At 68.0% G+C, this 13,768-nt stretch carries 9 protein-coding genes, 2 pseudogenes and 1 riboswitch; of the genes and pseudogenes, 6 read left to right on the top strand and 5 right to left on the bottom strand.

Going from position 1 to position 13,768, the window contains the following annotated elements:
* The first annotated feature begins 14 nt into the window (after positions 1 to 14).
* From gcvH to gcvP, 6 genes and pseudogenes are all read left to right on the top strand, one after another.
* Positions 15 to 419: a glycine cleavage system protein GcvH gene (gene gcvH / locus BJF87_RS02295; RefSeq protein WP_006360904.1), complete on the top strand. Its 405-nt coding sequence runs from the start codon at positions 15 to 17 to the stop codon at positions 417 to 419.
* Between the two features lie 349 nt (positions 420 to 768).
* Positions 769 to 1,221: a glycogen accumulation regulator GarA gene (gene garA, locus BJF87_RS02285; protein ID WP_005199386.1), complete on the top strand. Its 453-nt coding sequence runs from the start codon at positions 769 to 771 to the stop codon at positions 1,219 to 1,221.
* 42 nt (positions 1,222 to 1,263) lie between these two features.
* The gene (locus tag BJF87_RS02280) at positions 1,264 to 1,950 is read left to right on the top strand and encodes a MerR family transcriptional regulator (RefSeq protein WP_006360905.1); all 687 of its coding nucleotides are present in this window, start codon (positions 1,264 to 1,266) and stop codon (positions 1,948 to 1,950) included.
* Positions 1,951 to 2,107: 157 nt separating this feature from the next.
* The gene (locus BJF87_RS02275; protein WP_006360906.1) at positions 2,108 to 2,620 is read left to right on the top strand and encodes a bifunctional nuclease family protein; all 513 of its coding nucleotides are present in this window, start codon (positions 2,108 to 2,110) and stop codon (positions 2,618 to 2,620) included.
* Between the two features lie 255 nt (positions 2,621 to 2,875).
* Positions 2,876 to 3,517 carry a MerR family transcriptional regulator gene (locus tag BJF87_RS02270; protein WP_006360907.1) on the top strand — a complete coding sequence of 214 codons (642 nt, stop codon included), beginning with the start codon at positions 2,876 to 2,878 and terminating at the stop codon, positions 3,515 to 3,517.
* Between the two features lie 97 nt (positions 3,518 to 3,614).
* Positions 3,615 to 3,713, top strand: a riboswitch (glycine riboswitch).
* Between the two features lie 173 nt (positions 3,714 to 3,886).
* A pseudogene (gcvP, locus tag BJF87_RS02265) lies at positions 3,887 to 6,756 on the top strand (aminomethyl-transferring glycine dehydrogenase).
* Positions 6,757 to 6,759: 3 nt separating this feature from the next.
* Here gcvP and BJF87_RS02260 read toward each other — a convergent pair.
* From BJF87_RS02260 to BJF87_RS02240, 5 genes and pseudogenes are all read right to left on the bottom strand, one after another.
* Entirely contained in the window at positions 6,760 to 7,992 is a 1,233-nt protein-coding gene (locus tag BJF87_RS02260; RefSeq protein ID WP_006360909.1) for a substrate-binding domain-containing protein, read from the bottom strand.
* A 135-nt stretch (positions 7,993 to 8,127) separates the two neighbouring features.
* A pseudogene (locus tag BJF87_RS02255) lies at positions 8,128 to 10,318 on the bottom strand (malate synthase G).
* Positions 10,319 to 10,393: 75 nt separating this feature from the next.
* Entirely contained in the window at positions 10,394 to 11,284 is an 891-nt protein-coding gene (locus BJF87_RS02250) for a hypothetical protein (protein ID WP_006360911.1), read from the bottom strand.
* A complete protein-coding gene (locus BJF87_RS02245; RefSeq protein WP_006360912.1) occupies positions 11,281 to 12,354 on the bottom strand; it encodes a hemolysin family protein in 1,074 nt (357 codons plus the stop codon). Before BJF87_RS02245 ends, BJF87_RS02250 begins: the two co-directional genes overlap by 4 nt.
* Entirely contained in the window at positions 12,347 to 13,768 is a 1,422-nt protein-coding gene (locus BJF87_RS02240) for a hemolysin family protein (protein WP_006360913.1), read from the bottom strand. Before BJF87_RS02240 ends, BJF87_RS02245 begins: the two co-directional genes overlap by 8 nt.

The raw sequence follows: 13,768 nt of genomic DNA, 5'->3' as shown, positions 1-13,768 counted from the left end.
CGAAAGGGGCCCTTGTGACCGACAGCAAAGTGCCAGAAGACCTGCGCTATACCGCAGAACATGAGTGGATCGAGAAGATCGGGCCGACGGCCGTGCGCATCGGCATCACCGACTTCGCGCAGGATGCGCTCGGCGACGTGGTGTTCGTGCAGCTGCCCGACTCCGGTGCAGAGGTCACCGTCGGCGAGTCCTTCGCCGAGGTCGAGTCGACCAAGAGTGTCTCCGACATCTTCGGGCCGTTGACCGGTACCGTCAGCGCGGTCAACGACGCACTGGACGCCTCACCGGAACTGGTCAATTCGGACCCGTACGGTGAGGGCTGGCTGGTGGAGATCGAGGCCGCCGACGAGGCGACCCTCGACGAGCAACTGGGTGATGTTCTCGACGCCGCGGGCTACCGCGCCGTCATCGAAGGGTAGGACTTCCCGCCGATACGCCCCGGTGGCTCTGATCGACCTGGCTGATCGCCCCGGTGACGATATGATCGACCGTGCCGGAGTCGACTCGCTCGCCGGTGCGATCGACATGACCGGTACGGTTACGGCAGTGGGAAAGAGGCGTGACGTGAACCAACTTCGCGATCATGCACCGAGATCTACCCGTCCGCACATGTCATGTAGATTCAACCGGCCATCGTGGCGAGAGCCGACTCCGAGCCGACGCGAGACCGCGATCGGGACCGGAGACGTGGACGGCCGGACAGTGCGGCTGGCCGAACAGTGCGGTGTGCACTGACAGTGCGATTGCACTGACGACGACGAAGGAGAAGTGGTGAGCGAAAACGACAGGGACTTCGAGGCGCCGGTGGAGACCACCTCGGTGTTCCGGGAGGAGTTCATCAATGAACTCGATGCCGGAACCAGCACCTCGAGTGAGCCGGCCGAGACGGGAGTCGAGCGACTCGCTCCCGGGACCGCGCTGCTTGTCGTGAAGCGGGGACCCAACGCGGGATCGCGGTTCCTCCTCGACCAGCCGACGACCTCCGCAGGTCGGCATCCCGACAGCGACATCTTCCTCGACGATGTGACGGTCAGCCGTCGTCACGCGGAATTCCGTCTCGGCGACAACGAGTTTCAGGTCGTCGACGTGGGCAGCCTCAACGGCACCTACGTCAACCGGGAGCCCGTCGACACCGCATCGCTGAGCAACGGCGACGAAGTCCAGATCGGCAAGTTCCGTCTGGTCTTCCTCAGCGGACCACGCGACGAAGCCGACGCCTGATACGTCGTGACGGCGTCCACAGCCCCCCGCGGCGAGGGATCGATGTCCATCGGCACGGTCCTCGCCCAGTTGCGTGATGACTTCCCAGACATCACGATCTCGAAGATCCGGTTCCTGGAATCGGAGGGTCTGGTGACCCCGGAGCGGGCGCCGTCCGGCTATCGGCGATTCAGCGAAGCCGACTGTGAACGGTTGCGCTTCGTACTGACCGCCCAGCGGGACCGGTATCTCCCGCTGAAGGTCATCAAGGAACAGCTCGACGCGATCGACAACGGGAACGGTGGCTTCGGTTCCGGCGGGACCGTGGCGTTGTCCACGGCCCGCGGCACCGTGGCCCCCGCAACCGATTTCGGTGCGCGCGCCGGGCGGGTGTCCCGGGAGACGCTGATCGAGCGCACGGGCGTCGACTCGGCGTTCGTGACCGAACTGCAGCGCAACGGACTGCTGACCCCCGGACCGGCCGGCTTCTTCGACGAGGATGCGGTGCGCCTCGTCGAGGCCGCCGCGGCGCTGGCCAGCTATGGACTCGAGACGCGCCATCTGCGTGCCTTCAAGGTGTCCGCGGACCGGGAGGCCGGTCTGGTCGCCCAGATCGCCAACCCCATAGCCAAGGGCAAGGGGACCGGTGCGCGAGACCGCGCCGAGGAACTCGTCCGCGAGATCGCGGCGCTGTCGGTGACCCTGCACACGCAGTTGGTCAAGTCGGCCGTCCGCGACGTGCTCGACTGAACTCTTCCTCGACCAGCACACTCCGCGTTCCCCGGGGTCCTCATCGGGCCGGAATGATCGTGTCGCGCAGCAGCGAGTCGGCCGCCGTGTATCGCCTGAGCGGTGTAGCGTCGAGGTCATCAATCGATCGCCCTACGAGGCGTCTGGGAGGTGCGAGATGAGCGAGATGCGTGTGGTGGGCATCAGGGTCGAGCCCCCGCAGAGTCAGCCCGTGCTCCTACTCCGTGAGGTCGACGGCGAGCGCTACCTGCCGATCTGGATCGGACAGAGTGAGGCCGCGTCGATCGCCTTGCGTCAGAAGGGGATCGAGCCGCCCCGCCCGCTGACCCACGACCTGATCGTGAACCTCATCCGCGAGTTCGGCCAGACGCTCCTCGAGGTGCGCATCGTCGACATGCAAGAGGGCACCTTCTATGCCGAGATGATCTTCTCGGGCGATCTCCGGGTGTCCGCGCGGCCGTCGGATTCCATCGCCGTCGCGATGCGTGCCGAGGTGCCGATCATCGCCGACGAAGAGGTCCTCGCCGAGGCCGGTCTGCTGATCCCGGAAGAGGAGCCCGAGGACGCCACCGCCGAGTCGGTCGACGGGACCAAAGAGGACGAGGTCGAGAAGTTCAAGGAATTCCTCGACAACGTCTCGCCCGACGATTTCAAGGCCAGCGGCGCCTGAGGCTGTACCCGGTCACGGAACGGCAACCGAGAGGTCACCGTATGTCTCAATCTCAACTTGAGGTTGAGCCACATGGCGCGTCGCGTTGATCCGGTGTCCCGCGCGGCATAGCGTCAAACCCGACATCGAGCACCACTCACGGGCCGATGAAGATGTGATCGGCTGACCCGAGCAGGGCCTGGACCGCGTACTGTGGACGTGGATGTCAGGCATGTGATGCGGCATCCGGTCCGAGCTTTGCGAGGGAGACATCAAGTGGGCGATCGTCCGGTCGACAGTGAAGTGACGTCGAGCGACCCGTCACCCGACCACGCTGTGTCCGATCGCCCCGCGGGCCCGACCCAGGGCAGCCTCGAGGAGATCGCACCGGGTCTCTTCCCCGACGACACCGTGCCCGACGAGCTCGTCGGCTACCGCGTGCCGAGTGCCTGCCAGATCGCCGGCATCACCTACCGCCAGCTCGACTACTGGGCTCGCACCTCGCTGGTCGTCCCGTCGATCCGCGGCGCCGCCGGCTCGGGCAGCCAGCGTCTGTACTCGTTCAAGGACATCCTCGTCCTCAAGATCGTCAAGCGACTGCTCGACACCGGCATCTCGCTGCAGAACATCCGTGTCGCCGTCGACCACCTCCGCAAGCGTGGCGTCGAGGATCTGGCGAAGATCACCCTGTTCTCCGACGGCACGACCGTCTACGAATGCACCTCCGCCGAAGAGGTGGTCGACCTCCTCCAGGGTGGGCAGGGAGTGTTCGGCATCGCGGTCAGCGGTGCGATGCGCGAGCTGACCGGCACCATCGCCGATTTCCCGGGGGAACGCGCCGACGGCGGCGTCAGCGAGACGGCACCCGAGGACGAGCTCGCGGCGCGACGCAAGAGCCGCACCCGTCGCACCGGTTAGCACCGCCCCTCACAGCATCCCGTCACGTGATCCTCACGACTCTCGCGATGTCGTCTGGACCAACACGGCAACGACCTGCGTACACTGGTGCGCGCGTCGCTACGCCACGGGAGAGCGTCACCGAGCAGTACGGGTGACCGCCGAAGGAGCAACACCTCTCCGTCAAACTCTCAGGCACCCGGACCGTGGTGGTGACGGCGTCTCTGGAAAGTGACGATCAGTCGTCCGCCCACGGTGAAAGGTCGTCACGCAACGTCGCGTGGCACCGAATCTCTCAGGCGTCCTCCCGGCCACCGGCCGGCGACATGACAGAGGGGGAGGGCGAGCCTGCCGGCACCGCGCCGGCGCCTGCGAGAGGTTGCCCTCATCATGCCCTCAGCCGACCCGTCGTCAGCGCCAGTCACCTTCGTGGACCGCCACGTCGGACCCGACCCCGACGAGACGCAGCGCATGCTCTCGGTGATCGGTGTGTCGTCGCTCGACGAACTGGCCCATCGCGCCATCCCCGCGGTCATCGCGGACGAACTCGACTCGAACGTGCTGGGCGCACTGCCGCAGCCGCAGAGTGAGAGCGAGGTGCTCGCCGAGCTCAGCGGGCTCGCGGCCCGTAACACCGTGGCCCGTTCGATGATCGGCCTCGGCTACTACGGCACCCACACGCCCGGCGTCATCCTGCGCAACGTCCTGGAGAACCCGGCCTGGTACACCGCGTACACGCCGTACCAGCCGGAGATCAGCCAGGGACGCCTCGAGGCGCTGCTGAACTTCCAGACCATGGTCGCCGACCTCACCGGCATGGAGGTGGCGAACGCGTCGATGCTCGACGAGGCCACCGCGGCCGCCGAGGCGATGACGTTGCTTCGGCGCGCCGGCAAGTCCAAGTCGCCACGTGTCGTCGTCGACGCCGATCTCTTCCCGCAGACCCGTGCGGTGATCGAGACCCGCGCCGAGCCGCTCGGCATCGCGGTCGTCGAGGCGTCGCTGGATTCGGAGCGGCCGGACCACGGCCTGCCCGACGGCGACTTCTTCGGCGTCATCCTGCAGGTGCCCGGCGCGTCGGGCCGCATCGTCGACGCCGCTCCGATCATCGCCGCCGCGCACGAACGTGGCGCCCTGGTCGCGGTCGGTGGCGACCTCCTCGCACTGACGCTCATCACGCCGCCGGGGGAGCAGGGCGCGGATGCGTGCTTCGGCACCACGCAGCGTTTCGGCGTGCCGATGGGCTTCGGCGGTCCGCACGCCGGTTACCTCGCGGTCGGTTCGAAGCACGCCCGCCAGCTGCCGGGGCGACTGGTCGGCATCTCCAAGGACGCCGACGGCAACCTCGCCTACCGCCTGGCCTTGCAGACCCGTGAGCAGCACATTCGCCGTGAGAAGGCCACCAGCAACATCTGTACGGCGCAGGTTCTGCTCGCCGTGATGGCCGCAATGTACGCGTCATACCACGGACCGGAGGGGCTCCGGGCCATCGCGCGCCGCACCCACGACGCCGCGGTCCGCCTGGCGAACTCGCTGGCGGCGGGCGGCTTCTCGGTCGCACACGGCTCGTTCTTCGACACCGTCGAGGTCCGTGCTCCCGGCCAGGCCGATGTGATCATCGCCCAGGCTCGCCGCGAGGGCATCAACCTCCGCCGCGTCGACACCGACACCGTCTCCATCGCCTGCGACGAGACCACCACCGAGGCCGACCTCGACGGTGTACTGCGGGCGTTCGGCGCCACCGGTGTGCAACCGCTCGACTTCGCCCAGCCCATCGAGAACCGCACCAGCGAGTACCTGACGCACCCGGCGTTCAACCGGTACCGCACCGAGACGGCGATGCTGCGCTACCTGCGGGCCTTGTCCGACAAGGACATCGCGCTCGACCGCAGCATGATTCCGCTCGGCTCCTGCACCATGAAGCTCAACGCGACCACGGAGATGGAACCCATCACCTGGCCCGGGTTCGCCGGTCTCCACCCGTTCGCGCCGGTGGAGGACACCGTCGGCATCCGCGAGCTGATCTCCACCCTCGAGGACTGGCTCGTCGCCGTCACCGGCTACGACCGCGTGAGCCTGCAGCCGAACGCGGGGTCGCAGGGTGAGTTCGCCGGACTGCTCGCGATCCGGGGGTACCACCGCAGCCGGGGCGACATCGACCGCGACATCTGCCTGATCCCGTCGAGCGCCCACGGCACCAACGCCGCGTCGGCGGTCATGGCGGGCATGCGCGTCGTCGTGGTCGGCTGCCGGGAGAACGGCGACGTCGATCTCGAGGATCTGCGCGCGAAGATCGCCGCGAACGAGGGCCGGATCGCGGCCATCATGATCACCTACCCGTCGACGCACGGCGTTTTCGAGCACGACATCCGCGACATCTGCGGTGCCGTCCACGACGCCGGCGGCCAGGTCTACGTCGACGGTGCCAACCTCAACGCCCTGGTCGGCGTGGCACGTCCGGGTCATTTCGGCGGCGACGTCAGCCACCTGAACCTGCACAAGACCTTCTGCATCCCGCACGGCGGCGGCGGCCCGGGCGTGGGTCCGGTTGCGGTACGCGAGCACCTCGCACCGTTCCTGCCCGGGCACCCCCTCGCCGACGAATTGCCCGGCACCGCGACCATCGCCGCGGCACCGTACGGGTCGGCGACGATCCTGCCGATCACCTACGCCTACATCGCGATGATGGGTGCGGCCGGTCTACGCCGGGCGACGCTGACGCCATCACCGCGGCGAACTACGTCGCCAAGCGGCTCGGCGACCACTACCCGGTGCTCTACACCGGCGAGGGCGGCTTCGTCGCGCACGAGTGCATTCTCGACCTCAGGGCGATCACCAAGGAGACCGGCGTTTCGGTCGACGATGTGGCAAAGCGCCTGGCCGACTATGGTTTCCACGCGCCGACCATGAGCTTCCCGGTGGCCGGCACGTTGATGGTCGAGCCCACCGAGAGCGAGAATCTCGACGAGATCGACGCGTTCTGCGACGCCATGATCGCCATCCGCGAGGAGATCGACCGGGTCGGCAGCGGCGAGTGGCCGGTCGACGACAACCCGCTGCGCGGGGCACCGCACACCGCCGAGGCGCTGGTGGGCGAGTGGGACCACCCGTACTCGCGAGAGATCGCGGTCTACCCGCAGGGACTCCCGTCGGCCGGTGCCCGGGCCAAGGTGTGGCCCTCGGTGCGTCGTATCGACGGCGTGTACGGCGACCGCAACCTGGTGTGCAGCTGCGCGCCGATCGAGGCCTACAGCAGCTGAGGGCTACCCGCCCGCGGTTCCCGAAGGTGCCGGCGAGACCGCAGAGCTCGCCGGCACACTCGTCGGTCCGTAGACGACGCGGTTGATGGCGACGATCGCGCCGTCCTCCGGCGTGGGCATCGGATCGCGGGTTCGCGGGAAGGTGACCGTGGCGGTGGCCGACGGCATCGGGGCGTCGCCGCGGAAGCCGAGTTCGGTGAGCAGCTTCAGCTGTTCGGGCTGTGATGCGTAGGAGATGAAGTCCGCGACCGCGTCGGCCGCGACGTCTCCGACCTCCGGGCCGGAGAGACGGATGATCGGGTAGTCCGCGATCGGCGTCGGTCCGGACGGGATCACCTCTGACAGCCGCGCGGGCTGGTCGGTCTTGGTGATCTGGTACAGCCGCTGCTCGGTGATCGGCACGGCGTGGATCTCGGCTTTGGCCGGGTCGGCGGCATTGGCGATCGCGGTGGCCGCGCCCTGCGGGGTTCCATCGGGCGAGAGCGGCGCGCCGCCGAGCATCGCCTTCACGCTGGAGGTCACCCGCGGCGACTCGGCGTCGGCGGTGGTCAGCGGGCCGGTCGTCCGTGTCACGCGGGTGGCGACGGCCTGCGCCGCCAGTGCACTGGCATCGGACTGGGCGCCGATCGGCATCGCCATGCGCAACGAGCCCCAGCCCTGCAGGCCGAACTCGGTGAGCGAGGCGTCGCGTTGCTGCAGGAGCGGGATCTGCGACCAGTCGAGCTGGTCGCCGGCGGCCTTGGCGAGTTCGGGCGAGACCGCGAGAACGACCGGTGTCGAGACGAGTGAACGGGAGTTGCCCTCGATCAGATCGGGTTTGGCCGTGGCCAGATCCGCCGACCACACCGACGACTGCGGCACCCAGGCAGCGGGGTAGGCACCCATCGACTCGGCGTCCCACTTCCCGGTCAGGCCGTCGAGGGTGATCTTCGCGTCGCCGGGCCGGACGGCGATGGTGACGCAGTGGTCGCGGACCACCGGTTTCGTGTTCGTGAAGGAGGTCGCGATCGCGGCGAGCCCGGGTGCGATGTCGGGGTCGGCGATGATCGGCACCGACGTGGCGCCCTCGACGCATTGGGCGGCGGCGTCGTCGGCCTGCCGGTTGATGCGGTCACCGAGGTCGCGCCAGGTGACCACGATGGCGGCGACGAGCAGAATCGACAGCAGTGCGAAGACGACACCTCGGCTGACGCCACGGTTGCGGATACTCTCGCCGCGGTTCCGATGATGTGCCAACGCCGATGCCCTCCCTGCTCTGAGCGTGCTGTCCCCGGGCTCCACCCGGTCGATGTGCAGCGCAGGGTACGACGATACGCCGTGCCGGTCCACCGGGGACCGGCACGGTCGTATCAGTGCGTCGTGACCGAGGTGTCAGCCGGCCGCGTTGGCGGCCTTGTACTCGCGGCGACGGCGATGCAGGATCGGCTCGGTGTAGCCGCTGGGCTGCGTCGTGCCCTCGAGGATCAGCTCCTTGGCCGCCTGGAAGGCGATGTTGGAGTCGAAGTCCGGGGCCATCGGCTTGTAGGCCTTGTCGCCGGCGTTCTGGCGGTCGACGACCGGGGCCATCCGCTCGAGCGATGCGACGATGTCGGCCTCGGAGACGATGCCGTGGCGCAGCCAGTTCGCCAGCAGCTGGCTGGAGATACGCAGGGTGGCGCGGTCCTCCATCAGTGCGACGTCGTGGATGTCGGGCACCTTCGAGCAGCCGACGCCGGCATCGATCCAGCGGACCACGTAGCCCAGGATCGACTGGCAGTTGTTGTCGAGTTCCTGCTGCTTCTCCTCGTCGGACCAGTCGGTCTTCGCGGCCAGCGGCACGGTGAGGATGTCGTCGACCGACGCCGGGTCGCGCTTGGCGATCTCGTCCTGACGTTCGAAGACGTCGACCTGGTGGTAGTGCAGCGCGTGCAGGGTCGCGGCGGTCGGCGAGGGCACCCATGCGGTGGTGGCGCCGGCCTTGGGGTGACCGATCTTCTGCTCGAGCATGTCGGCCATCAGGTCCGGCATGGCCCACATGCCCTTGCCGATCTGCGCCTTGTGCTGCAGGCCGGCGTGCAGGCCGGTGTCGACGTTGAAGTCCTCGTACGCCGCGATCCACTTCTGCTTTTTCATCTCGGCCTTGCGCACCATGCGCCGGCCTCCATGGAGGTGTGGATCTCGTCGCCGGTGCGGTCGAGGAAGCCGGTGTTGATGAACACCACGCGCTCCGAGGCGGCCTTGATACATGCCTTCAGGTTGACCGTGGTGCGGCGTTCCTCGTCCATGATGCCGACCTTGAGCGTGTTGGCGGGCAGGCCGAGCACCTGCTCGACGCGACCGAACAGCTCGACGGTGAAGGCGACCTCGTCGGGGCCGTGCATCTTCGGCTTCACGATGTAGACCGAACCGGTCCGCGAGTTCTGCAGACCCTCTGCGCTCAGGCCGTGGATGCCGATCAGCGAGGTGACCAGGCCGTCGAGGATGCCCTCGGGAACCTCATTGCCGTCGGCGTCGAGGATCGCGTCGTTGGTCATCAGGTGACCGACGTTGCGCACGAACAGCAGCGAACGGCCGTGGAGGTCGAAGCCGGTGCCGTCGGGAGCGGTGTACTCGCGGTTGCCGTTGAGCACACGGGTGAAGGTCTTGCCACCCTTGGTGACCTCTTCGGACAGATCGCCCTTGTTCAGGCCCAGCCAGTTGCGGTAGCCGGTGACCTTGTCCTCGGCGTCGACCGCGGCGACCGAGTCCTCGAAGTCCATGATCGTGGTGATCGCGGACTCGACGACGACGTCCTTGATGCCGGCCGGATCGGTGGAACCGATCGGCGAGGAGGGATCGATCTCGATGTCGAGGTGAAGACCGTTGTTGCGCAGCAGGATCGAGGACGGTGAGCCGGCGTCGCCGCGGTAGCCGACGAAGGCGGCCGGATCGGCCAGCGTCGAGGTCGCGCCCCCGTCGAGGGTCACCTGCAGGGCGCCGTCCTGAACGGCGAAGGACCGCACGTCGGTGTAGCTGCACTGCTCGAGCGGGACCGCCTTGTCCAGGAAGTCCTTGGCGTAGGCGATGACCTTGTCGCCGCGCACCTTGTTGTACGACGAACCCTTCTCGGCGCCGTCGGTCTCCGGGATCGCGTCGGTGCCGTACAGGGCGTCGTAGAGCGAACCCCAGCGGGCGTTGGAGGCGTTCAGCGCGAACCGGGCGTTGAGGACCGGCACGACCAGCTGCGGACCGGCGGTCTCGGCGATCTCGCGGTCCACATTGCCGGTGGTGATCTGGAAGTCGGCCGGGACCTCGGCGAGGTAACCGATCTCGGTCAGGAAGGACTTGTAGGCGTCGAAATCCGCAGAGCCCGGGGTGAGGTCGGCGCCTGGTGATCGCGGTGCCAGGCGTCGATCTTGGTTTGCAGATCGTCGCGGACGGCGAGCAGCTCACGGTTGCGTGGGGCGAGGTCGGCGATCACCGATGCCGCACCCGACCAGAAGGCGTCGGCCTCTACACCGGTACCGGGCAACGCCTCGTTGTTGATGAAGTCGTACAGGACGGAAGCGACCTGCAACCCGTTGACGGTGATCCGGTCCGACATGATTGCCTTTCTCGAGCGAATGAAGACGACATCCATGCTACTAGCCGGTAACGCTGAACCGTACAGGCGTCCTGTTTAGGCGTGGCGAGCGATCTCGGCCAGGTGCGTACACCGCCCCAACACCTCCGCGCGGAGTTGTGTTCCGGCGTCGGCGATGGCCGATTGTTCCCGGACGTATTCGGCTCGTCCGGCGGGGGTCTCGATCGGGACCGGCTCATATCCCAGGTGGCGCAGGTCGTACGGACTCGCACGCATGTCGAGGTCACGAGCGCGCAGCGCCAGTTCGAAGCAGTCGACGGTGAGGTCGGCGGGCAACAGCGGCGCCAGGGTGAAGCAGTGCCGGTAGAGGTCCATGGTCGCGTGCAGGCACCCCGGCTGTTCGTGGTCGATCTGCGACGCACGGTTCAGCTCGTTCTCGTTGCGCGGCCGCGCCGGCTCGGTGAAGAAGCGGTACGCGTCGAAGTGCGTGCAGCGCAACGGCATCTGTTCGACGACCCGGTCGGTGCCGGCGGCACCCAGACGCAAGGGGATGTCGTGCCGGGTCTCGTCGGTGCGGTAGACCATGGCCCACTCGTGGAGCCCGAAGCAGCCCAGCCGGGCCGGACGCGCGGCGGTGGCGTCGAGCAGATCCACCGTGGCCTGCAGTGCGTCGCGGCGGCGTCGGACGTAGTCGATGCCCACGTGCACACCGGAGTCGGCACGTTCGTAGCCGCGCAGGGGCAGGAACTCGTCGGCGTCCTCGAGACGCACGCCGAAGCCCGGATGCCAGCGCAGCACATGGGACGGCCGCGACGAGTAGTAGGTGAACAGGAAGTCGACGACGGGATGCTTGCCGCCCTTGCGGCGCGCCTCCAGGTACGGACCGATGAGCGCGTCGACGCGTCCCTGATGCTCGTCGCGCCGGGCCCGCCACTCGCGGCCCGTCAACACGGTCTGCTCTTCCACGTGCGCGGTCACGGTCGTCACACCCGGTGGGTCTCGTCCCGGACGTTGCCGACGAACTCCTCGACGAGGTCGGCGAGCGGGACGATGCCGATCGTGCGGCCGTTGTCGTCAACGACGGCGCCCAGGTGCGAGCTGGTGCGGCGCAGCACGGTGGTCGCCTCGTCGAGGGGTGTGTTGGACGCGATGACCGGCAGCGGGCGGATCTTGTCGACACCGATGATGGTGTCCGGGCCGATGTGCTCGTCGAGGATCTCGTCGAGGACGTCCTTCAGATGCAGGTAACCGGTGAACGTGCCGTCGGATCCGCGGACCGGGAAGCGGGAGAACCCGGTCTCGCTGACGGCCTTCTCGACGGCGCCGAGTGTCGGGCCGATCCCGCCGGTCGCCGACACCTGGACCTTGACGCTGCGCATCTTCTCGAGGGGGATCATCACCTCGGCGACGGTGCGGCCGATGGACTGCAGAGCGCGGGTGAGGCGCTCGTGTTCCTCGGCATCGATGAGACCTTCCTGCTTGGACTCGCCGAGCATCTGCGCCAGCTCGCCCAGCGACACCGTGGACTCGAGTTCGTCCTTCGGTTCCACGCGCATCAGGCGCAGCGAGATGTTGGCGAGCCAGTTGTAGAAGGAGATGAGCGGACGCACCAGGCGGATGAACATCAGGTGCACCGGGACCAGCAGCATCGCCGCCGACTCGGGTCCCGCGAGGGCGATGTTCTTCGGCACCATCTCACCCAGCAGGATGTGCAGCACCACCACCAGCGACAACGCGATGGCGAACGAGATCGGGTGCAGCAGCGCGTGCGGCACGTGCGCGAGTTCCAGCGGTTTCTCGATGAGGTGCGCGACCGCGGGTTCGCCGACGCGGCCGAGCAGGATCGAACAGATCGTGATGCCCAGCTGGGCGCCGGCCAGCATCAGCGACAGGTTCTCACCGGCCTTGATGACGGTTCGTGCACGACTCTTGCCGCTCTCGGCCAACGCCTCGAGCCGGTCGCGGCGCGCCGAGATCAGCGAGAACTCGGCGCCGACGAAGAAGGCGTTGCCGCCCAGCAGTGCGAAGGCGAGGACGACAGCCCAGAGGTCACCCATCTCCGGCCTCCGTGTCTCGTGGCTCGTCGCCGAGGGAGTCGCCGGCGGGGGCCGGTCGCAATGCGACGACGTCGATGCGTCGGCCGTCCATCTGGGCGACGGTGGCCCGCCAGGTGATGTCGTCGCGGGCTTCGGGCATCTCGGGCGAGTCGTCGTCGCCGTCGCCGACCGGGGAGCGGCGGGGCAGGTCGACGACGTCGTCGACCGTGGGAATGCGTCCGAGGCAGTACATGATCAGGCCGCCGAGCGTGTCGTACGGACCGTCGGGGGCGTGATAGCCGGTCGCGTCGTAGAGCTCGTCGATGCGCAGCAGCCCCGCACAGAGATAGCCGTTGCCGTCGATCGCGACGTCGGCGCGCTCGTCGTCGTGTTCGTCGGTGACGTCGCCGAGGATCTCCTCGATGAGGTCCTCGGTGGTGACGATGCCCGCGGTCCCGCCGTATTCGTCGATGACGACGCACAGCTCCATGCCGTCGGCGCGGATGCGTTGCATCAGAGCGTCGCCGTCGAGGCTGGCGGGGACGCGCGGCACGCTGCGTGCGATCGAGGTGACGCGCGTGGTGGCCTGACGCTCGGGCGGGATGGTGAACGCCTGCTTGATGTGGACCACGCCGACGAGGTCGTCGAGGTCACCGTCGACGACGACGGGGAAACGCGAGTGCCCGGTGCGCGACGACGCCATCACGAGATCGCGGACGGTGTCCTCGCGGTCGAGGGTGTCGATGGTGACTCGCGGCGTCATCAGATCCTCGGCGGTCAGCTCACCGAAGCGCAGCGAACGGTCCACCAGCGTGGCGGTCTGCTCGTCGAGCGCGCCGCGCCGGGCCGAGTTGCGGACCAGCGACACGAGTTCCTGCGGTGAGCGGGCCGAGGCGAGCTCGTCGGTCGGTTCGATGCCCAACCGGCGGACGATCCAGTTCGCGGTGCCGTTGAGTCCGTTGATCGCCCAGCGGAAGACCGCGGAGAACGCCGTCATCGGACCCGATGTGGCACGGGCGACGGCCAGCGACTTGGCGATCGCGAGATTCTTCGGGATCAGCTCACCCAGGACCATCGACAGCGACGTGGCGATGACGAGAGCGAGGATCAGCGACGTCGCCGAGGCGACCGAGGGACTCACCCCGGCCGCTTCCAGCGGCGGCTTGATGATGCGGGCGAGGACGGGTTCGGCGATGTAGCCGGTGATCAGCGTGGTGATCGTGATGCCGAGCTGGGCGCCGGACAACTGGAACGACAGCGTCGAATGCGCGCGCTGCACCAGCCGTGCGCGCCGGTCCCCGCGCTTGGCCACGTCCGCCGAGATCGTCGAGCGTTCCAAGGCGGTCAACGAGAACTCGGCAGCGACGAACAGCGCCGTGCCCAGCGTGAGGGCGATGAAGCCGATCAGGCTGGCGACGAGAAGCAGGATCTCCAC

Origin of the sequence: Gordonia sp. CNJ-863 (genome assembly GCF_001942325.1) — a bacterium.
Classification (GTDB): domain Bacteria; phylum Actinomycetota; class Actinomycetes; order Mycobacteriales; family Mycobacteriaceae; genus Gordonia; species Gordonia alkanivorans.
Note: the sequence above shows the minus strand (reverse complement) of the source record. Positions and strands in the feature narration are given on the sequence as shown.